The 21,784-nt window shown below is 58.9% G+C and carries 16 protein-coding genes; 7 read left to right on the forward strand and 9 right to left on the reverse strand.

Translation table 11 applies throughout. The features are described 5' to 3' along the window. Window positions 1-24: 24 nt before the first annotated feature. Entirely contained in the window at window positions 25-1,026 is a 1,002-nt protein-coding gene (locus ACF0H7_RS18360; RefSeq protein WP_397448319.1) for an aldo/keto reductase, read from the forward strand. Window positions 1,027-1,212: 186 nt separating this feature from the next. On the opposite strand, the gene ACF0H7_RS18365 is transcribed toward ACF0H7_RS18360, so the two are convergent. The 3 genes from ACF0H7_RS18365 to ACF0H7_RS18375 form a co-directional block, all read right to left on the reverse strand. After that, window positions 1,213-4,911 carry a translocation/assembly module TamB domain-containing protein gene (locus tag ACF0H7_RS18365; RefSeq protein WP_397448320.1) on the reverse strand — a complete coding sequence of 1,233 codons (3,699 nt, stop codon included), beginning with the start codon at window positions 4,909-4,911 and terminating at the stop codon, window positions 1,213-1,215. Next, window positions 4,908-6,653 carry an autotransporter assembly complex family protein gene (locus ACF0H7_RS18370; RefSeq protein ID WP_397448321.1) on the reverse strand — a complete coding sequence of 582 codons (1,746 nt, stop codon included), beginning with the start codon at window positions 6,651-6,653 and terminating at the stop codon, window positions 4,908-4,910. Before ACF0H7_RS18370 ends, ACF0H7_RS18365 begins: the two co-directional genes overlap by 4 nt. A 67-nt stretch (window positions 6,654-6,720) precedes the next feature. Beyond that, a complete protein-coding gene (locus tag ACF0H7_RS18375) occupies window positions 6,721-7,371 on the reverse strand; it encodes a GNAT family N-acetyltransferase (protein ID WP_397448322.1) in 651 nt (216 codons plus the stop codon). Between the two features lie 200 nt (window positions 7,372-7,571). Here ACF0H7_RS18375 and xthA point away from each other — a divergent pair, with 200 nt between their 5' ends. Together xthA and ACF0H7_RS18385 are read left to right on the forward strand one after the other, a co-directional pair. Then, window positions 7,572-8,384 (forward strand): exodeoxyribonuclease III, encoded by an 813-nt coding sequence (gene xthA, locus ACF0H7_RS18380; protein ID WP_397448323.1) that lies wholly within the window; start codon window positions 7,572-7,574, stop codon window positions 8,382-8,384. A 175-nt stretch (window positions 8,385-8,559) separates the two neighbouring features. Next, window positions 8,560-9,897 (forward strand): substrate-binding domain-containing protein, encoded by a 1,338-nt coding sequence (locus ACF0H7_RS18385; RefSeq protein WP_397448324.1) that lies wholly within the window; start codon window positions 8,560-8,562, stop codon window positions 9,895-9,897. A gap of 150 nt (window positions 9,898-10,047) precedes the next feature. Here ACF0H7_RS18385 and ACF0H7_RS18390 read toward each other — a convergent pair whose 3' ends face one another. Beyond that, window positions 10,048-11,280 carry an acyl-CoA dehydrogenase gene (locus ACF0H7_RS18390; RefSeq protein WP_397448325.1) on the reverse strand — a complete coding sequence of 411 codons (1,233 nt, stop codon included), beginning with the start codon at window positions 11,278-11,280 and terminating at the stop codon, window positions 10,048-10,050. Window positions 11,281-11,440: 160 nt separating this feature from the next. On the opposite strand from ACF0H7_RS18390, the gene ACF0H7_RS18395 reads away from it, so the two are divergent. The 3 genes from ACF0H7_RS18395 (at window position 11,441) to ACF0H7_RS18405 (ending at window position 13,922) form a co-directional block, all read left to right on the forward strand. Continuing rightward, window positions 11,441-12,388, forward strand: a complete 948-nt coding sequence (locus ACF0H7_RS18395) for a LysR family transcriptional regulator (protein WP_397448326.1) — start codon at window positions 11,441-11,443, stop codon at window positions 12,386-12,388. Between the two features lie 206 nt (window positions 12,389-12,594). After that, window positions 12,595-12,996, forward strand: coding sequence for a MerR family DNA-binding transcriptional regulator (locus ACF0H7_RS18400; RefSeq protein WP_397448327.1), 402 nt, complete (start codon window positions 12,595-12,597; stop codon window positions 12,994-12,996). Window positions 12,997-13,022: 26 nt separating this feature from the next. Further along, entirely contained in the window at window positions 13,023-13,922 is a 900-nt protein-coding gene (locus ACF0H7_RS18405) for a hydroxymethylglutaryl-CoA lyase (RefSeq protein ID WP_397448328.1), read from the forward strand. A gap of 595 nt (window positions 13,923-14,517) precedes the next feature. On the opposite strand, the gene ACF0H7_RS18410 is transcribed toward ACF0H7_RS18405, so the two are convergent. From ACF0H7_RS18410 to moaB, 5 genes are all read right to left on the reverse strand, one after another. Continuing rightward, window positions 14,518-14,658 (reverse strand): DUF2474 domain-containing protein, encoded by a 141-nt coding sequence (locus ACF0H7_RS18410; RefSeq protein ID WP_397448329.1) that lies wholly within the window; start codon window positions 14,656-14,658, stop codon window positions 14,518-14,520. Beyond that, window positions 14,645-15,661: a cytochrome d ubiquinol oxidase subunit II gene (gene cydB / locus ACF0H7_RS18415; protein ID WP_397448330.1), complete on the reverse strand. Its 1,017-nt coding sequence runs from the start codon at window positions 15,659-15,661 to the stop codon at window positions 14,645-14,647. Before cydB ends, ACF0H7_RS18410 begins: the two co-directional genes overlap by 14 nt. A gap of 3 nt (window positions 15,662-15,664) precedes the next feature. Further along, on the reverse strand, window positions 15,665-17,095 hold the full coding sequence (locus ACF0H7_RS18420; protein ID WP_397448331.1) for a cytochrome ubiquinol oxidase subunit I: 1,431 nt from the start codon (window positions 17,093-17,095) through the stop codon (window positions 15,665-15,667). 123 nt (window positions 17,096-17,218) lie between these two features. Further along, window positions 17,219-19,543, reverse strand: coding sequence for an FdhF/YdeP family oxidoreductase (locus ACF0H7_RS18425; protein ID WP_397448332.1), 2,325 nt, complete (start codon window positions 19,541-19,543; stop codon window positions 17,219-17,221). A gap of 457 nt (window positions 19,544-20,000) precedes the next feature. Then, the gene (moaB, locus tag ACF0H7_RS18430; protein ID WP_397448333.1) at window positions 20,001-20,540 is read right to left on the reverse strand and encodes a molybdenum cofactor biosynthesis protein B; all 540 of its coding nucleotides are present in this window, start codon (window positions 20,538-20,540) and stop codon (window positions 20,001-20,003) included. Between the two features lie 343 nt (window positions 20,541-20,883). Here moaB and ACF0H7_RS18435 point away from each other — a divergent pair, with 343 nt between their 5' ends. Next, window positions 20,884-21,768, forward strand: a complete 885-nt coding sequence (locus ACF0H7_RS18435) for a LysR family transcriptional regulator (protein ID WP_397448334.1) — start codon at window positions 20,884-20,886, stop codon at window positions 21,766-21,768. Window positions 21,769-21,784: the final 16 nt, after the last annotated feature.

A 21,784-nucleotide genomic window follows, 5' to 3' on the forward strand; every position in this document is an offset into this window, starting at 1 on the left:
CTTTCAAACAGCAGGAGCTGGGCAATGCACACTCGTCAACTCGGAACAAACGGCCCACTGGTGTCCGCCATTGGTCTTGGCTGCATGGGCATGACCGATTTCTACCCCTCGCCCAACGGCACCGACACCCAAGAAGCCATCGCCACCTTGCACCGTGCGCTGGAACTGGGGATCAACCTGTTGGACACCGCTGACATGTACGGCCCGTTCACCAATGAAGAACTGATTGGCAAAGCGCTGCGTGGCAAACGCGATCAGGTGTTTCTCGCCAGTAAATTCGGCTTCGTCCGCGACCCGAACGACCCCACTGCCCGTGGCATCAACGGCAGCCCTGAATACATTCGCAGCGCCATCGATGGCACGCTGAAACGGCTGGGCGTCGAGACCCTGGACTTGTATTACCAACACCGCATCGACCCGCAGATTCAGGTTGAGGAATCCGTAGGTGCCATGGCCGAATTGGTCAAGGCCGGCAAGGTGCGTTACCTCGGCTTGAGCGAAGCTTCGGCCAGCACCCTGGAGCGGGCGCACAAAGTGCATCCGATCAGCGCGCTACAAACCGAATACTCCCTGTGGAGCCGCGACCCGGAAGAAAACGGCACCCTAGAGGCCTGCCGTCGTCTGGGCATCGCCTTCGTGCCTTACAGCCCGCTGGGTCGCGGATTCCTCACTGGCACCCTCAAAAGCCCGGACGACTTCGCCGCCGACGACTACCGCCGCATCAGTCCGCGTTTCCAGGGCGAAAACTTTGCCAAGAATCTGTTGTTGGTCGAGAAAGTGCAGCGAATGGCTGCGGAAAAAGGCGTCAGTGCCGGGCAGCTGGCGTTGGCCTGGGTGTTGGCGCAAGGCAACGACATCGTGCCGATTCCAGGGACCAAGCAACGCAAATACCTGGAAGAAAATGTCGCGGCGCTGGAGATCAAATTGAGCACAGGTGAACTGCAGGCGCTGAAGGATTTGTTTCCGGTCGAAGCGATTGCCGGGCAGCGTTATGGTGAGGCGTCGTTGAAGTTGGTGAATCAGTAAACCTTGCGCGGTTGTGAGACTCTCTTGAGCTTAAGAACTCTCTAGCGCCTGTCTGGCCGCTTTCGCCAAGTTGGGTCCCACATTAGGGTTTGTGCCTGACTCAGTAACTGAGTTTGGCCCGATTATGTGGGAGCCAGCTTGTTGGCGAATGGCTTGATGCGGTACATCAGGTACGTTTAAAACCGGTCAGAAATCGCGCTTATAGAAGATATCCAGCGAGCTGGCGATGCCGCTGGCCACTTCCAGGTACACTTTCTGGCTCAACTTGTAGCGCAAGGCAATGGTGTTGGCTGGGTCGAACACCCCGACCCCGTAACGCAGGCTCAATTTATCGGTAATTTTGCCGCTGGCGACCACACTGGTGGTCGCGCCGCTGCCGGCGGTATCCAACTGGAAATCCTCTATCCCAAGGTCTTTGGCCAGCGTCCCGGTGACCGACGAACTCCCCGCCAGCCCCAAGGCCAATGCCGCCTGCGCCATGACATTGCTGTCTTCGCCGGTGGTCGTCGGCGCACGCCCCAGCACCAGGTAGGACAGCGCCTGTTCCTGACTCATCGCCGGTTCGGAAAACACCACCGTGGTCGGTTGTTCGGCGTTACCGGTCAGGCGAATCCCGGCAACCACGTCGTCCACCTGACGAATCGCTTCGATATCGAGGTAAGGCTGAGCGATCGGCCCGGCAAACAACAGCCGTGCCTTGCGGATGGTCAGGCGTTGTCCGTAAGCCTGGTAACGCCCGTCGTTGAGGTTAAGCTCACCACGGGTATCCAGGTTGTCGCCGATGTGAACGTGCCCGGCCAGGTTCGCTGTCAGGCCAAAGCCGGCAAAGCTGAGTTTATCGTTGCTGGACGCTTCCGGACCGACCACCACGTCAATGTCCATGGCCATTACCAGCGGCGGCGGAGTGTCTTGCGCCTGAGCGCCGACGATTACCGCATCGTTTGACAGCTTGACCGTCGACGGCGGCAGTTCGCGAATGGTGATCGCTCCCTTGGGAATCAACACCTTCCCGGAAATCGCCAGCTTGTCGCCCTTCATGGCGATCTTCAGGTCTGGCGCCACGTCCAGCACAGCGTACGGTGCAACCGTCACCGGCAGTTGCGAGCCGTTGAGGTTGAGATCGACCGCCAGCGCCTGGGCCCAGGCGATCTGCCCGTTCAAGGTCCCCTGCCCGGCTGTACCGCTGCGCCAACTACCGTCCAGACGGACGCTGTCACCGGCGATCAGCGCCTGGACTTTCAGATCACGCAGGCTGATCGGCATTTCCGGCCCCGACGCTTCGCCATCACTGAGCACCACGCTGCCGGTAACCTGCGGTGCCAGTAAACCACCGGACAATTGCCCGCTGCCATTCAAACGCCCATTGAGTTTTTCCACCAAGGGAATGAAGGGCCGGGCGATGGAAATATCCACCCCGCTGAGGTTGAACGCCCCGCTCAGCGGCTTGTTTTTTGCCACGGGATTGATTTGCGCCGTCACCGTCAAGGTGCCGAGTTTTCCGCCCTGAAAGTCCAGACGTGAATCAATGCGCTTCGGGCTCAAGTTGCTGGTGAGTTTGAGGCCTTCATAAGGGAAATCCAGCCACTGGTTTTTTTCAAGAATCCGCAGCGTACCGCCGCTGGCATCCACCGTGACCTGCCCGGTTGGACCGGACGCTGGTAGGTCAAGCTGCACGTCGGCGTTGAGCGAGCCCTTCCAGCCGAAGTCGCCGGGGAACCACTGGGCCAGACTTTCGAGCGGAAATTGTTTGAGGTGATAACGCAAGCGTGGATCCGGCATCAGCCGTTGATCCTCGCCACACAAACTGGCCTGACCGGACAGCCAGCAATGGGCGCCGAAGTTGATTTTGCCATCCGCCAGCCGCTCCAGCTTCGCTGGCTGTTGCAAGCGCCAGTCCTGGCCGCCGGTCTGGATATCGCCGCTGGCCAGCCGGCCGCGCCAGTTGCCTTTGTCGAGATTGCCATCGACGCCCAGCGCCAGCTTCAACAACGGACCTTGCAGGTCGAGGGTCAACGCCTGGCGTTTGATATCGCCCTGGCCGTTGAGATTCAGCGTGCCCAATGCTGTGGTGCCAACCTGAATACCGTTGCTTTTAACATCGACTACCGCGCGTTGGCTGCTGTCCAGCTTCGCCGCCACCGTCAGGCTTTGCAGGCGATTGTCGGCCATCGACAACTGCCCGCCCTGCAACGCCAGTTGGCCTTGTGGTGCTTGCAGGGTGCCTGCCAGGTCCACGCGCCCCTTGAGTTGGCCTTGCAGGGTTGGCCACAACTGAGCGAGACGCGGCAAGTTGATATCGAGTTGCCCCAGCAGGCGTTGTTGCAGGCTGCCGCTGCCTTGAATCCGGTTGTCACCGAGGTGAATGTCCAGCGCGCTGACGGTCCATTTATCGCCAGCCCCGTCGGCTTTGGTTTGCAGTACTGCCGGCTGCCCACGCAAGCGTCCTTTGAGATCGAGGTCGGCATTCAGACTCAAGCGCTCGTTTTTGAACGCGCCCTTGCTGCGCAGCGTGCCACCGAGATTGCCCGGCAGCTCCGCCAGCCAATACGCCGGGTTGATCGCACTCAGTTCCAGCGCGGTGTCCCAGCCGATCCCGTCGGCGAATTGCAGGTTCAGATGACCGCTGGCCTTGCCCTGCCCGGCTGCCACCTCCAGCTGCGGCAGAAACACCTGCTTGAGGTCGCCGCTGAACGGGCTGCTCAGGCTGAAGGCGCCAGCAGGACCGTCGAGGTCTGCGCTGAAATTACCCAGGTACTTGCCGTCGCTGTAAGAAACCTCGCCCTGAAAGGTGCGCGCAGTGACTTGCGGCTCTTCGATCGCCGGATACAGTCGGTGCCAGGGGAAATTCAGCCAGTTGATTTTCGCGTCGGCGCTAAAGCCTTTTTGCCAATCCAGTTTGCCGCTGAGCTTCAGCGTTTGCTCTGCGCTGGCCGTCAGGTCAAGGGCCGCGATGTCGGCGCCGCCGGCGTCGACCCGACCTTGCAATGCCAAGGCGATCGGCCCCTTTTCCGCGGGCAGCGTGGCGTTACCCACGATCTGATAACCCGCCTTCAAGTCGCCTTGAGCGCTCAGTTGCACTTGATTGAGTTGCAGAGTGTCCGGCAGATCGGCGCTGGCCTTGAAGCTGTCCGTGGTGATGTTCACCTGCGCTGGCAAGTTCTCCGCCAACGGTTGCAGTTGCCCGAGCAACTGGCCTTGCAGGTAACCACTGCTGTCGGCCTTTAGCCGCAGGGTCTTGAGCAGATCACCCTGAATATCCAGCGCCAGGCTCCACGGTGCATTGCCCGGTGCGGGCAATTTGAGTTGGCCTTGTGCGCTCAGCGGCCAGTCGCCCGTGGGTTGCAACAGCCCCGAAAGGTCCACCACCAGATCGCCACTTTGCACATGCAGTGCGCTGATCTGCATGCCGCGCACCGTCCATTTGGCCTCCAGTTGCGCATCCCGCGCCACCTCGCTGCCGTTGAATACGACACTGCCGACATTCACGTCGCCCAAGTGAATCCCCAGTGGCAGTTTGAGCTCCGGTAGCTTCACTGGCCCGCTGCTCTGCTCGTTATCCGGCGGGAACTGCAGGCTGACCCGCTCAGCGTGCAGTTGATCGATGCACAGGGTCATTTGCATCAGGCACGACGGTGACCAACCCCACAGCGGGGCGTCCACTTCGACGCGGTCGTCGCCTTGTTGCCAGAGCAGGTGATCGGCGCGCCATTCACCGCCCAGACGCCCTTCGAAATTCTGTACCTGCAAGCCCGGTACCAGACTCAACACCCAACGGCTGCCTGCCTGAGTGCCGAGTACCAGGCTCGAACCGACGATTGGCACCAGCAGCAACAGCACCAGTAGCGCCACCAGGCTCAGGCTGGTGATTTTCGCCGCCCGCTTCACAGCTCTGGCCCCATTGAAAAGTGCAAACGAATGCCTCCTGGATCATCCAGCGCATGGGCCAGGTCAAGGCGGATCGGCCCCACCGGCGACACCCAGCGCACACCGAAACCAACCCCGGTTTTCAAACTTGGCAGTTGCAGCGTGTTAAACGAATTGCCCTGATCGATGAAGGTCGCGATACGCCATTTTTCGGCAATCGAGTACTGATATTCGAGACTGCCGGTGGCCATGTAGCGGCCACCGATCCGGTCACCCTCGGAGTTCTTCGGCGACAGGGTTTGATAGTCATAACCCCGCACGCTTTGGTCGCCACCGGCGAAGTAACGCAGCGATGGCGGTATCGAGCTGAATCCGTTGGTGGCGCTGCCGCCGAATTGAACCCGCCCGAGCAGACGATGATTATCCCAGACGGTGGTCAGACCTTTGAGCAACACATTGGCGTGGATCAGGTTGCTGTCGGACACCAGCCCTTCCTTGGCGACTTCGGTGTCGAACTGCAAACGATAGCCATTGCGCGGGTCGATCTTGTTATCGCTGCGCAAGTAGGAGTAGCTGATCCCGGGCATCAGCAACGTGCTCAACCCGGAGTCATCACCCAGCCGGTATTCCTCACGCTGGAATTTCAAGGAAATCACCCGCTCCCAGCCGCTCGGCAGTTTGCTGTGCCATTCAGGGCCCACCGTCAGCAGTTTGCTCAAGCTGTCGCTGTCAGCAATCTCTTCATATTGATAACCGCCGGCAAAGCGAAATTTGTCGGTCAGCGGCGGGTCCAGCGGTACGTCATACCACAAACCGATGTTCTGCTTGGGCTGTGACAGTTCCATTTCAGCCCCGTAGCTGTCGCCATGGGAGTTGACCCAATGCCGCTCCCAATTGGCCTTGCCGCGAACGCCGACGTCGGTGGAAAAACCAATGCCCAGGCCTACCGTGCGTGGCTTGCGGGTTTGCAACTGCACCGCCACCGGAATCACCTGATCGACCGCCGAGGTCGGCGCCGCATCAACCCGCACGCCTTCGAAATAACCGCTGGATTGCAGGGCTTGATTTAGATCGGCAATCAACGCCGAATCGTATGGGGTATTGCCCTTGAAGGGCACCATGCGCTGCAACAGATCGTCATCAAAGGGCGTGTCGCCGCTGAAACTGACTTTGCCCAGGCTATAGCGCGGACCGCTGTCGTAGATCAGTTCGATGTCCGCCACGCCGGCCTTTGGATCGATGCTCAAGCGCTGACGGGTGAAATGCCCGCTGAAAAAGCCGAAGCGCGACGCCTGATTTTCGATCAGGTGCTTGGCGTCTTCATAGTGACCGTGATTGAGCACCGCGCCGGGTTTCAGCGCGTCGCTGACGGGAACCTTGAAGCGCTTCATCGAAGCCGCCGGGCCGTTGACCCGCACCGTGACGTTGCGCAAATGCACTGGTTCGCCCGGCACGATATTCACCACCAGCGTCAGGTCCTTGTCCTTCCCGGGGATGACTTCGCTGCCAATCTGCGCCTGGTAATAGCCCAGCGCCTGAGCGGCTTTCCTCGCCTGTTCTTCAACGCCCACGCTAAAGCGGCGCAGCGCCTCGAGATCGCGCTCGCCGAGATTGCCCACATACCCTTCGACGTTGGCTTTGAGTTCTGCATTGGCGGGTTTGATTCTGACGTCCAGCTGGGTCTGTGCCAGCAGCGCAGAACTGACCATCTGAACCGAAACGAACAGGAAAAAACCGCGAGTGAGTCGACCGGAAAACTTCATAGGCGCGGATGCTATCACGAGCTGCGGATGGCACTAAAACGTGCCTTTACCCAGAAGTTTCGTGCCTTTACGCGTGAGCCCCCAGTAAAACCTGGGGATTCGGGTGAAAGAACACATGCTCACGGATTGGTCCTACAGCAACTTCTCCGATTTCCTCATATCCCTGTCGTTTATAGAAGGCCAAATAGCGGGGATTTCCGGTATCCAGCACCACGCCTTTTGAGTTTTCGTCCACTGCGCACCATTGATGCAACGCTTCCAGCAGCTGCTCGCCAAAGTGCCTGCCCTGGAATTGCGGGTGTATGCCCAACAGTGGCAGGACATGCACCGAATCAGACGGCAGACACGCCAGCACCGCCTGGTAGTACTCCAAATAACGCTGGGTGCAGCGCAGACCGGTGCTGAGCACCATGCGCAGCCGCCAGGCCCAGCTTTCAGTGATGCCCAAACGCCGTTGGGGCGGCGTGATCAGGGCAATCCCTACCAGCCGGTCATCGACGAACAGCCCCAACGCCGGTAGCTCCTGGAAAAAATGCTGCTTGACCAACTCGCGCACCGTGGCCCGCACGCGCTGTTCGTAGCCGGCGCGTTCCGATTCGAACAGGTAGGCGAAACTCGGCTCATGACGGTAGGCGTGGTAAAGCAGCGAACGGGCTTCACGGGAATAACCGCCGTCAAGCAAACGAACCTCGGCGACCGCTGTGGACATATCAAGCATGGGCTGGACCTCACCGCTGCGCCGCGACTCGAACGGTCGCGTTGATCGTATGCAGGTTTGACTGACCGCCAGATGCCACGGTTCCTACAACCTTGCACTCCTGTTACCGACCCTAGCAGTCGAACGTCGAGTCCGCCACGCTGGCCGAGAGCCGACAGGTCAGCTAGCATCGTTTTTTTGCTTTCGCCAGGATGCCGTCCATGAAAATCGTTTCGTTCAACATCAACGGCCTGCGCGCCAGACCTCATCAGTTGGCGGCACTGATTGAAAAACATCAGCCGGATGTCATCGGTTTGCAGGAAACCAAGGTTTCCGACGATCAATTCCCCCACGCTGAAATTGAAGCGTTGGGTTATCACGTGCACTTCCACGGGCAGAAAGGCCACTACGGTGTCGCCCTGCTCTCGCGCCAGGCACCGCTAACCTTGCACAAAGGCTTTCACACCGATGACGAAGAGGCGCAGAAGCGTTTTATCTGGGGCACATTCGCCGACGCCAACGGCCAGCCGATCACCATCATGAACGGTTACTTCCCCCAGGGTGAAAGCCGCGACCACCCGACCAAGTTCCCGGCCAAAGAGCGCTTCTACAGCGACCTGCAGGCCCTGCTGGAAACCCAGTTCAAGAATGACCAGCCGCTGGTGGTAATGGGCGACATCAATATTTCCCCTGAAGACTGCGACATCGGCATCGGCCCGGACAACGCCAAGCGCTGGCTGAAAACCGGCAAATGCAGCTTCCTCCCGGAAGAACGCGAATGGTTGGCGCGCCTGAAAAACTGGGGGCTGGTGGACAGCTTCCGACACCTGTACCCGGAAGTGGTCGATCGTTTCAGCTGGTTCGACTACCGCAGCCGGGGTTTTGAAGACGAGCCAAAACGGGGTCTGCGCATCGACCTGATCATGGCTTCCCACGGCTTACAGCCGCGAATCAAGGCAGCGGGTGTGGATTACGACCTGCGCGCCATGGAAAAACCATCGGACCATGCGCCGATCTGGCTTGAGTTGAACTAACCCCTCCTTTGTAGGAGCGGGCTTGCCCTCGATAGCGGTTTATCTGGCACACCGCATCAAGCAGATCGCGGGCAAGCCCGTGCCTACAACGAAGACCAAAACATCGCTGTCATATTTCAGCAATCAACCTGACTTATTCTCCCGGCACTTTCTTGTCTTTATTAAGGTGCCGCACATGCTGCGCGCTGTTTTGCTGGGGCTGATCTGTAGCGCCCTGCCCGCTGTTGCTTTCGCGACCTTGCCACTGCCCGCCGACGGCGTTCCCGCGCTGCGCATTCAGGGCTCGAATACCATTGGCGCCAGCCTCGGCCCGGCGCTGGTGGAAGGCCTGATGCAGGTACAAGGCCTGCAAAATGTGCACGTCGAACCCGGTGCCAGCGACAACGAACAACGCATCGTCGGCCAGAGCCTCGACGGCCGCAGCGTAGTGATCGAAGTTGCCGCCCATGGTTCCAGCACCGGCTTCACGGCCTTGAAAGCTGGCAAAGCGGAACTGGCTGCCTCGTCACGCCCAATCAAAGACAGCGAACAGAGCAACCTGCTTAGCCTGGGTGACTTCAGAAGCGCCAAAGCCGAACAAGTCATCGCCATTGACGGCGTGGCGGTGATCCTGCATCCGGACAACCCGCTGCATCAGTTGAACACCGAACAACTGGCGCAGATATTTTCCGGCGAAGTGCGGACCTGGGAAGAACTCGGCGGCACCGGCGGCGCTATTCATGTCTACGCCCGCGATGATCAGTCCGGCACCTACGACACCTTCAAGGAATTGGTGCTGAGCAAGCGCGGCAAGACCCTGACCGCTGACGCCCGGCGCTTCGAGTCCAGTGAACAGCTGTCGGACAAAGTCAGCCAGGACCGTGGCGGCATCGGCTTCATCGGCCTGCCCTCCGTCCGCCACGCGCAAGCGGTGGCGATTGTCGACGGCGACTCGAAAGCCATGCTGCCCAGCGTCGGCCTGATTGCCACCGAAGACTACCCGCTGTCGCGGCGCCTGTATTTCTACCTGCCACCACAAGCCCATCAACCTTGGGCCGAGGCGCTGGTGCAATTTGCGCAAAGCACCAAGGGCCAGGCCATCGTCGCCAACAACGGCTTCATTGCCCAGACCGTGCAGGCGGTCAAAGTCTCCACCTCGCCCGAAATGCCGGCGGATTACCAGGCCATCGTCAAACAGGCCCAGCGTCTGTCGGTAAACTTTCGTTTTGCCCAGGGTAGCGCCACCCTCGACAACAAGGCCCAGCGCGATCTGAAACGGGTATTGGCCTACTTGAAAAACCATGACAAGTTGAACCGTGAAGTCACCCTGGTGGGCTTCGGCGATTCGAAGAGCGACCCGGCGCGCGCGACGCTATTGTCCAAGCTGCGGGCCATGGCCGTGCGACGGGAACTGGTGAAAAACGGGGTGAGCTTTCGCGATATTCGCGGATTTGGTGACGAAATGCCGGTAGCGGCAAATAACGTCGATGAAGGCAGGATCAAGAATCGTCGGGTTGAGGTGTGGGTTTATTGAGTGGTGTGTCAGACAACACCCGTCTTAAGCGTTCTGGATGAAGCACGATTTCTGTAGAAGCTGCCGAAGGCTGCGAAAGGATTTAAATGGCGAAGGCCATTCTGTCCTTATCGCAGCCTTCGGCAGCTCCTACAGGGGTCATTGGCGTTATCAGTGACGCTCGCTACGCAGCATGTCCTTTGGCACATACTTGCCCAGCTCAAACTTGCCAATCGCCGCGCGGTGTACTTCGTCCGGGCCGTCGGCCAGGCGCAGGGTGCGTTGCATGGCGTACATGTAAGCCAACGGGAAGTCGTTGGAAACGCCGGCACCGCCGTGCATCTGGATCGCCCGATCGATAACGCGCAGCGCCACGTTCGGTGCCACCACTTTGATCTGGGCGATTTCGCTTTTCGCCACTTTGTTGCCTGCGGTGTCCATCATGTACGCCGCTTTCAGGGTCAACAGGCGGGCCATGTCGATCTCCATCCGCGAGTCAGCGATGATGTCGATGTTGCCACCCAGACGGGCCAATGGCTTACCAAATGCGGTGCGGCTGATCGCACGCTTGCACATCAATTCCAGCGCGCGCTCGGCCATGCCGATAGAACGCATGCAGTGGTGAATCCGGCCTGGGCCAAGGCGACCTTGAGCGATTTCGAAACCACGGCCCTCGCCCAGCAGTACGTTTTCATACGGCACACGCACGTTTTCGAACAGCACTTCGGCGTGGCCATGTGGCGCATCGTCATAACCGAACACCGGCAGCGGGCGCACGATTTTCACGCCGGGGGCATCCACCGGCACCAGAATCATCGAGTGCTGCTGGTGACGCGGACCGTCCGGGTTGCTCAGGCCCATGAAGATCAGAATCTTGCAGCGCGGGTCGCACGCACCCGAGGTCCACCATTTGCGGCCGTTGATCACCCACTCGTCGCCCTGACGTTCAGCGCGGGCGGCCATGTTGGTGGCGTCGGACGAAGCAACGTCGGGCTCGGTCATGGCGAATGCGGAACGAATCTCACCGCGCAACAGCGGCTGCAGCCAGCGCTCTTTCTGCTCGTCATTGGCGTAACGCACCAACACTTCCATGTTGCCGGTGTCCGGTGCCGAGCAGTTGAACGGCTCCGGCCCCAGCAGCGAACGGCCCATGATTTCCGCCAATGGCGCGTACTCAAGGTTGGTCAGGCCGGCACCCAGTTCCGACTCAGGCAAGAACAGGTTCCACAAGCCTTCGGCTTTGGCCTTGGCTTTCAGCTCTTCCATGATGGCGGTGGGCTGCCAGCGATCACCCTCGGCGACCTGGCGTTCGAATACGGCTTCAGCCGGGTAGACATAGGTGTCCATGAACGCGGTAACGCGCTCACGCAGTTCCTGAACCTTTGGCGAATAAGCGAAATCCATGAGCAGCTACCTTCTGGAATGAGGGGGTGAGGTCATGAATTGGATGCTAGATCAGCGACGAAAATTTACCTAACCTATTCTCGGCGTGTATAAACATTCATAACCGATATATGATCGGCCTATGCAACACACAACAAAAACAGCTAGAGAGCGCAACGGAATGAATCTGAGCAAGGTCGACCTCAACCTCTTTATTGTCTTCGATGCCATCTACACCGAAGCCAACCTGACCCGCGCCGGACAAATCGTCGGGATCACCCAGCCGGCGGTTTCCAACGCTCTGGCCCGCTTGCGCGAGACCTTCAACGACCCGCTGTTCGTGCGTACCGCGCAAGGCATGGTGCCCACCCCGATGGCGCAGAACATCATCGGCCCGGTGCGCAACGCGCTGTCATTGCTGCGGGTCTCGGTGCAAGAAAGCCGGATCTTCAACCCGCAACAAGCGAGCAAGACCTACCGCATCAGCATGACCGACCTCACCGAGGCGGTGATCCTGCCGCCGCTGTTCCAGCGTTTGCGGCGTCTGGCGCCGACCGTGATCATTGAAAGCTTCCTCTCCAAACGTCGCGAAACCACCAAGGAACTGGCGGCCGGTCGCCTCGACTTTGCAGTGGATGCGCCGCTGAACACCGACCCTCAGGTGCGCCACGTCAAGCTGATGGAAGACAAATACGTCTGCGCCATGCGCAAGGGCCATCCGCTGGCGACCAAGGAAAAGTACAGCCTGGACGACTACCTGTCGCAAACCCACATCCATATCTCCAGCCGTCGCAGTGGTCTGGGCCATGTCGACCTGGCACTGGGCAAAATGGGCATCCAACGCAAAATCGCCCTGCGCTCCCAGCATTACCTGATGGCGTCCCAGGTGTTGCAGCAGACCGACATGGTCATGACCGTGCCGGAACGCTTCGCCCGGCGTAACGAACTGCACTATGTGGCGCTGCCGGTGAACGATGTGCCATCGGTGGAAACCCACCTGTATTGGCATGAAAGTACCGACCAGGACCCGGCCAATCGCTGGATGCGCGAGCAGATGATCGAGCTGTGCCAGTTGGTGACGGCGCAGGAAAAGAAACTCGATAAAGCAATGGAACTGGCGGCTAAGTAATCTTTTCGGGATTAGCACCTTCCGTAGGAGTTGCCGAAGGCTGCGATTGGCCTTCAGACCCACTGAGTTTGCTGGCTTCATCGCAACCTTCGGCAGCGCCTACAGGGACCGCGTCCCAATCCACAGGCATTACGTCAAGCCAGACTGCTTGACGTATACGTCAACTACGCCGTAGGTTAGCCAGACGCCTAACCTTGAGCGCTTTCATGAGCAGCCAGACCTACAGCATTTCCGACCTCGCCCGAGAGCTCGACATCACCACCCGCGCCATTCGCTTCTACGAAGAACAAGGCATGCTCGCCCCCGAACGGCGTGGCCTTGAGCGCGTCTATTCGGCACGGGACAAGGTCACCCTGAAGCTGATCCTGCGTGGCAAGCGCATTGGTTTTTCCCTGGCTGAATGCCGTGACCTGATCGAGCTGTACGACCCGCGCGGCGACAATCAAAAGCAGCTGAACACCATGCTCGGCAAGATCGGCGAACGCCGTCTGCAGCTTGAGCAACAGCTTCTCGACATCCAGCAAATGCAATTGGAACTCGACACCGCCGAAGAGCGTTGCCTGCTTGCGCTGGAAAAAACAGTCGAAAATCAAACGATTAACGAATAAACCTAAAATAATTAGAAGGTGATGCCGTGGCCCTGCCCCTCTCTGTACGTCTGGTAGAAGTCGGCCCGCGTGACGGCCTGCAGAACGAAGCCCAACCGGTCAGCGTCGCGGCCAAAGTGCAATTGGTCGATGACCTGAGCGCCGCCGGGTTGAGCTATATAGAGGTCGGCAGTTTTGTCTCGCCCAAATGGGTGCCGCAGATGGCCGGCTCGGCTGCGGTCTTCGCGCAGATTCAGCGTAAAGAGGCAGTGACCTACGCCGCCCTCGCGCCAAACCTGAGAGGCTTTGAAGACGCCCTCGCCTCGGGGGTGACCGAAGTGGCTGTGTTTGCCGCCGCGTCGGAAACCTTCTCTCAGCGCAATATCAACTGTTCGATCAGTGAAAGCCTGGAGCGATTCGAGCCGATCATGGAAGCGGCGCGCCTGTACGGGATCAAGGTTCGCGGTTACGTGTCCTGCGTGCTGGGCTGCCCCTACGAGGGCGAGGTTGCTCCGCAACAGGTGGCCTCGGTGGCCAACGAGTTGTACGCCATGGGCTGTTATGAGATTTCCCTGGGCGACACCATTGGCACGGGCACACCGGGGGCGACTGGCGTGCTGTTCGACACCGTGGCCGGCAAAATCCCGCACGGCAAATTGGCCGGGCACTTTCATGACACCTATGGTCAGGCGCTGGCCAATATCTACGCCAGCCTGCTCGAAGGCATCCATGTGTTCGACAGCTCCATCGCCGGCCTCGGCGGCTGTCCCTACGCCAAAGGTGCCAGCGGTAATGTCGCCACCGAGGACGTGCTGTATATGCTCAATGGGTTGGGGATCGAGACCGGGATCGACATGGATCTGCTGATTGCTGCCGGGCGACGAATCTGCGACGTCCTTGGGCGCCCCACCGGATCGCGGGTGGCGAAGGCCAGATTGGCGGGCTGAGTGTTACCGTCTCGATGAACGGTCGACGGAAACGGGTAACACGGAAACAATTTTTGGTTATTTTTTCTGACGGCACCCAGGTCAGTTTCCTGAAAGCCCCGTTTTCAAAGGGTTTACAAAAGTTGGCACGGGTTCTGCTATTACTCCTGTACAACAAAAATAAAAAAACAACGCAGTACCCAATAAAAACAATACGTATCGGCTCTGACCTAACAAGAACAACACGAACAGAGACGCAGCTAACAGATTTTTTTGGAGTGGATGGCTTTTCAGGGACTTCGGTCTCGCAACCGGACAAAGAACAATAAAACTACCTCAAGGTAGCGTCAGGTCGGGTTGGATCAGTGATGATAAAGGCTGCATCAGCGCTCAAAAAAATACGTTTGCTCTTGACCCCGGATGGGGGTCGCTTAAGAAGCGGTACAAGGGAACGGTCGCCAAAAACAACAATAGGCCACCCTAGAAAAATAAAAAGAGCATACAGAAAACTTTGAAGGGGAGCCCAGGCTCCCCTTCGTGCTGTCTGGGCTTTAGGTGTCACTAAAATCAGAGTCAAAACTGATTTCCTACAGGTGATGTATGCACTGTCTGAACCCTACCCCCGCATCCCCGCCCAATGCATCAATAACCTGAACGCCCCCGCTACCACACCCAGTGCAACCACGCTGCCAACCCAGATCGCCACCAGCCACATCAGTTGTGTGTACCAGCGGCCCGCTCGTTTAATGGTAGCCATCGCCAATCCTCACTTTGCCGCGAAACACGTAGTAGCTCCAGCAGGTGTACATCAGGATGATCGGCAGGATGAACAAGGCACCGATCAGGATGAACAGTTGGCTCGACGGCGGTGACGCAGCGTCCCAGATGCTGACCGAAGGCGGGATGATGTTGGGCCAGACGCTGAACGCCAGGCCGATGTAGCCAAGGAATACCAGGATCAGGGTGAAGATGAACGGCCAGTGCGTGTGCCGCCGACGCAAGGTGCTCAGCAGTCCGGTCAGTGCGAGCAACGCCAGAGCCGCCAACACACCGAACACCACGATGTGCGCATGGGAGAACCAGCGAGTGGCGATTTCCGGGTGGAGCATTGGCGTCCAGACGCAGATCACCCCGATCATTGCCATCAGTAGCCAGGCCAGCGGCCGGGTGAACAAGCGCATGGAGGACTCGAGCATGCCTTCGGTCTTGACCAGTAACCAGGTGCTGCCCAGCAGTGCGTAGGCAACGATCAGGCCCAGGCCGCAGAACAGCGGGAACGGTGCCAGCCAGTCCCAATCGCCACCGGCAAATTGCTGGTTGACCACCGGAATGCCGGCCACGTAGGTGCCGATCACGATGCCCTGGCTGAAGGTTGCCAGGAACGAGCCGCCGATAAAGGCCATGTCCCAGATATGACGCTTTTCCGGACTGGCCTTGAAGCGGAACTCGAAGGCCACGCCGCGGAAAATCAACCCGCACAGCATAAAAATCAGTGGCAGGTACAGCGCCTCGAGGATCACCGAATACGCCAGCGGAAAGGCGCCGTACAATGCCGCGCCGCCGAGGACCAGCCAGGTTTCGTTGCCATCCCACACCGGTGCCACGGTGTTCATCATCACATCGCGCTCCTGCGCGTCCGGGATCAGCGGAAACAGTATCCCCAACCCCAGATCAAAACCGTCCATGATCACGTACATCATCACCCCGAAGGCGATGATCACGCCCCAGATCAACGACAGATCTATGCCTTGAATGCCCATGACTCAAACCTCCTCATTCAAATGTGGCTCAGACGTCAGCGGCTCGGCGACTGCCGACAGTGGCCGACGTGGCGTGCGGTCTTGACCTGGACCACCCTGCACCGGATGTTCGTGATGCGGCTGCGGACCTTTGCGCACCAGTTTCATCATGTAGCCGATGCCAACCCCGAACACCGAGAAGTAGATAGCGACGAACAACGCCAGCGAGATACTCATCTGCACCACGCTATGCGGCGAGGCGGCATCGGAGGTCCGCAGCAGTCCGTAGACCACCCATGGCTGACGCCCGACTTCAGTGGTGATCCAGCCGGCGAGCATCGCGATCAGGCCGGAAGGCCCCATCACCAGCACCAGGCGCAGGAACAGCCGGTTGCGGTACAACGCCTGGTTACGCCGCAGGAAGGCGCCCAACACACCAGTGAGAATCATCAACATTCCCAGGCCGGCCATGATCCGGAAGCTGAAGAAGATGATGGTCGCGTTGGGCCGGTCTTCTTTGGGGAAGCTCTTCAGCGCGGGGATCTGTTTGTCGAGGCTGTGGGTCAGGATCAGGCTGCCCAGGTACGGCACTTCAATCGCGTATTTGGTCTTTTCCGCCTGCATGTCCGGGATGCCGAACAGCACCAGTGGCGTCGGCCCGTTTCCGACGTTTTCCCAGTGGCCCTCGATGGCGGCGATTTTCGCCGGTTGATGTTCCAGGGTGTTCAAGCCGTGGGCGTCGCCGACCACCGCTTGAATCGGCGCGACGATCAGCGCCATCCACAACGCCATGGACAGCATCTTGCGCACCTGCGGCGTATCGTTGCCGCGCAGTAAATGCCAGGCCGCCGAGGAGCCGACAAAGAACGCCGTGGCGACGAACGCGGCAATCGCCATGTGCGCCAGACGGAACGGGAATGACGGGTTGAAGACGATCGCCAACCAGTCCAGTGGAATCACTTTACCGTTGACGATGGAGAAGCCCTGCGGGGTCTGCATCCAGCTGTTGGAGGCGAGGATCCAGAAGGTCGAGATCAGCGTGCCGATGGCCACCATCACTGTGGAGAAGTAATGCAGCCCACGTCCTACCCGGTTCCAGCCAAACAACATGACCCCGAGGAAACCGGCTTCGAGGAAGAAGGCGGTGAGCACTTCATAAGTCAGCAACGGCCCGGTGATGCTGCCGGCGAACGCTGAAAAGCGGCTCCAGTTGGTACCGAACTCATAGGCCATGACCAGCCCCGAGACCACGCCCATGCCGAAGTTGACGGCGAAGATTTTCGACCAGAAGTGATACAGGTCTTTGTAGACCGTATTGTCGGTTTTCAAATACAGGCCTTCGAGCACGGCCAGGAAGCTGGCGAGCCCGATGGTGATGGCCGGGAACAGGATGTGAAACGAGACCGTGAACGCAAATTGAATACGCGCCAGGTCCAGCGCCTGCAGATTGAACATGATGAAACCCCCATGGCGACTCCAGCGGTGGGCAAACGAAACCCGGCCGTGTCGAGCCTTGTGACTCGCAGCGAATAAATAGGCGGAACAGGTGAGGCGGCGCGCTGGCCGCCCCGGTTGAAATCAGGCAGCCGACGACTGAATCAGATTGCTGACCTTGGCCTTTTCAAGGCGGATGGCGATGAACTTCGAAGTCGGGGTGAAGGTGCGATCGCCGTAGCTTTCCAGCGGCACCAACGGGTTGGTCTCTGGGTAGTAGGCCGCCGCCTGTCCCGCAGGAACGTCGTAGGCGATCAGGGTAAAACCGCTCACCCGACGCTCGCGACCGTCATCCCATAGCGACACCAGGTCGACCTTTTCTCCCGGCTCGAAGCCCAGCTTGCGAATGTCCTGTTCGTTGGCAAACAGCACTTCACGCATGCCGTAGACCCCGCGATAACGGTCGTCCAGGCCATACAACGTGGTGTTGTACTGATCATGGGAGCGCATGGTTTGCAAGATCAGGTCGGGTTTTTCTCCGGTGGCGCGCACGCATTTGCTGACCAGGTCTTCAGGCAAGGTATTGGAAACGAAGCGCGCCTTGCCGGTCCCGGTGTTCCAGATGCGCTTGGTGGCGTCGTTGCTCAAGTGAAAACCGCCGGGATGCTGCAGCTTCTGGTTGAAATCTTTGAAGCCGGGAATGGTGTCGGCGATCAGGTCACGAATCCGGCTGTAGTCCTCTACCACCCAGTTCCAGTCGATGGGGAATTTGCCGAGGGTGGCGTTGGCGATGCCGGCAATGATCGCCGGTTCCGAACGCAGCAACGGCGACTTGGGTTTCAACTGGCCGTGGGAAATGTGCACCATGCTGAAGGTGTCTTCCACGGTGATGCCTTGCGGCCCCTCAGCCTGCATGTCGATATCGGTACGGCCCAGGCACGGCAGAATCAAGGCGTCGCGACCCATGACCAGATGGCTGCGATTGAGCTTGGTGGCGATGTGCACGGTGAGGTCGCAGTTGCGCAACGCGGCATGGGTGCGCGGGGTGTCGGGCGTGGCCTGGGCGAAGTTGCCGCCCAGACCGATGAACACCTTGGCCCGCCCTTGCTCCATCGCGCCAATCGCCATGACCGTGTTGTGGCCATGCTTGCGCGGGACCTTGAACGAGAAACGCTTTTCCAGCGCATCCATGAAGTCGGTGGGCGCCAGCTCGTTGATGCCCATGGTGCGGTCGCCCTGCACGTTACTGTGGCCGCGCACTGGCGACAGCCCGGCGCCCGGACGGCCGATGTTGCCGCGCAACAGTTGCACGTTGATCACTTCCTGAATGATCGCCACCGAATGCGTGTGTTGGGTCAAGCCCATTGCCCAGCACATGATCACGCGCTTGGCTTTGGCGTACATCCGCGCCGCCAGTTCGATGTCCACCAGACTCAGGCCCGACTGTTCGACGATGTGCTCCCAGGAAGTGGCATCGACCTGCTGCAGATAGCTGTCCAGACCCGACGTGTGTTCGGCGATGAACGCCCGGTCGAACACCTCTTCGGCGCCCGTCGCCAAGGCTTCGCGCTCCCACTGCAACAAGAACTTGGCCACGCCGCGCATGGCTGCCATGTCGCCACCCAGTGCCGGACGGAAGTAGGCCGAGGTGGTCGGTTCCGAGCCGTTGGTGAGCATTTCCAGCGGGTGTTGTGGGTGCTGGAAACGTTCCAGACCGCGCTCTTTCAGCGGATTGAAACAAATCACCTGAGCGCCGCGTTGTACCGCTTCACGCAAGGGTTCCAGCATCCGTGGGTGGTTGGTGCCAGGGTTTTGCCCGATGACGAAAATGGCGTCGGCCAGTTCCAGATCATGAAACACCACCGTGCCTTTACCGACCCCGACGCTTTCTACCATGGCCACCGCGCTGGCCTCGTGGCACATGTTCGAACAGTCTGGAAAATTGTTGGTACCGAACGCCCGAACGAACAGCTGGTACAAATAGGCCGCTTCGTTGCTGGCGCGACCCGAGGTGTAGAACTCGGCCTGATCAGGCGAGTCCAGGCCATTGAGGTGTTTGGCGATCAGGGCGAACGCGTCGTCCCAACTGATTTCCTGGTAGCGATCGGTGACGGCGTCGTAGCGCATTGGGTGGGTCAAGCGGCCTTGATACTCCAGCCAATAATCGCTCTGCGCGGTGAGGGACGACACTGTGTACTTGTTGAAGAACGCCGGGTTGACCAAGCGCCCGGTGGCTTCCCAGTTGACCGCCTTGGCGCCGTTTTCGCAGAACTTGACCATGCCGTTTTCCGGCGATTCGCCCCAGGCACAGCCAGGGCAGTCGAAACCGCCGTTCTGATTGGTCTTGAGCATGGTGCGGATGTTCTTCAACGCGTTTTCGCTGCCGAGCCAGTTTTTGGTCACGGCAATCAACGCACCCCAACCGGCGGCGGCACCTTTATAAGGCTTATAACGGTCAACTTTAATCATGATAAAACTCCACGGCGAAGTGCCAGACTTAGGTCTTATTGCACGTCATTAAATAGGCGTTATTGGCGGACTTAAGTTATTTCAATCACGTCATTTCTGGTTTATGGAGCCAGCTTATAAGTCTGTAAGGGGCCCGTCCAATCGCTATTTATGACTGGGTCATCGAGCTTTTCTATCACGGGGGAAACAACTGAATAATGAGTGATCGAGCGAATCAATCGCTCCATTGTTTATGATTATCAAGAAGGGGTTTATATATCGATGGATGGCCCAAAACATTGTAGGCGCTGGCGCAGGCTGCGATAAGGCCGGAACGGCCTTCCGGCCACCGGATCGCAGCCTTTGGCAACTCCTACAGTTGCTGTTTGGAGCGTCTGGCTACATCAACTCAGAAAGGAATTAACGTCACGGCAGCACTTCCCGTTCGCGAATCACGTCGGCATCAGCGCTGGCGGGTTCATCCGCGAGGACCGCAGGCCGGCGCAGCTTTGAGGTGCGGGACAAAATTGCAGGGACGGTGACGGGCGTCCAGCTGTTCGACCAGAATGCCTTCCCAGGCCGTGCGGCAGGCACCGGTGGAGCCTGGCAAGCACACCACCAGCGTACCGTTGGCCAACCCGGCCAGCGCTCGCGATTGCACCGTCGAGGTGCCGATATCAAGAATCGAGATCGCCCGAAACAATTCGCCGAAACCATCAATCTGTTTGTCCAGCAAACAGCTCACGGCCTCAGGCGTGCTGTCGCGACCGGTAAACCCGGTGCCGCCAGTAATTAACACCACTTGCACCGAGTCGTCGGCAATCCAGGTCGCGACCTGGGCACGAATTTTATATAAATCATCTTTTAGCAAATTACGTTCTGCCAATTGATGACCGGTTTCCAATAGCCGGCTGACCAATAATTGACCTGACGTATCATTTGCATATTCACGGGTATCACTGACGGTCAATACGGCAATATTTAACGGCACAAATAACGCATCCGATTTTACGCTCACGACTTCCTCCAATGGGCAGTTATTCAAACAATTACACAGGGTAAAGTGGCCAGCATGGCGCCGTCTAATCACTTGTACTGACCGGCCTATCGAGGCTTTCTATCATGCACTAACGCGGTGCAATATCATTAAGTTCACGCGGGTGAAACCCCGCTCATTGAGCCGATTGATCGGCTGTTAACTCCTATCAATTGGACCTGCACCACCCAGTGTGGGATGGTTCTTTCAGGACTAGCCTTATCCTCAGCATGGAGTCCTACCCGCGGCTGGTGCCCCGCAAACGGAGCGTGTGTTTTTCATGTCCGTCCCGGCCAACGCCCCTACCCGACCCGCAGGAACCCTCGTGGATATCAAACAGCTTAAATTTCTCATCGCCCTGGAGCAGACCCGCCATTTCGGCCAAGCCGCAGCGCTGTGCTACATCACCCAACCGACCCTGTCGATGCGCCTGCGCAACCTGGAGGACGAACTGGACCTGGTGTTGGTCAAACGCGGTCAGCGCTTCGAAGGTTTCACCCAGGCCGGCGAACGGGTGCTGGCCTGGGCCAAGACCCTGCTGGCCGCCCACGACGGCTTGTTCGCCGAAGCCGCCGCCTGTCGCGGGCAATTGGTCGGCCAGTTGCGCATGGGCCTGGTGCCGCTCAGCAGTTTCAACCCGGTCAACTACATCCAGGGCCTGGCGAAAAGCTTCCCCGAACTGACGTTCAACCTCAGTTCCCTGAGTTCCGACCAGATCATCGAAAACCTGAGCAATAACCAACTGGACCTGGGCGTGTGCTACCTCGATCATGTCAACCAGAACTACTTCGATTTTTTCGAGATTGGCGCGACTCGGGTCGGCCTGCTGTATGACAAGCGTCACTACCACTTCGATGGCACGGAAATGAGTTGGGAAGACGCCGCTGAACTGCCGCTGGGGATGATCACCAACGGCATGCACTACCGCAAATCGGTGGATTTGAGCTTTCGCAGCCGGGGGCTAAGCCCGCAGCCGATCCTGGAAAGCGACTCCACCTATCAGTTGCTGCAAGCGATTCACGCTGGCTTTTGCTGCGCCATAATGCCGCTGGACAGTGGTCTGGAAGCACCGATTGAAAACCTGGCCTTCATCAACTTGCCAGACGCCAGTGTGCTGGCCCCGCTGGGGTTGGTGATGCGCAAGACCGAACCGCGGTCGGCGATTGCCGAGAAATGTTTTGAAGAAGCCAAGCGCCTGTTTGGCGTGTGAAGCGAAGAGGATTGAG

It is taken from the genome of Pseudomonas sp. NA-150, from assembly GCF_044336365.1.
In the GTDB taxonomy this organism is placed as follows: Bacteria; Pseudomonadota; Gammaproteobacteria; order Pseudomonadales; family Pseudomonadaceae; genus Aquipseudomonas.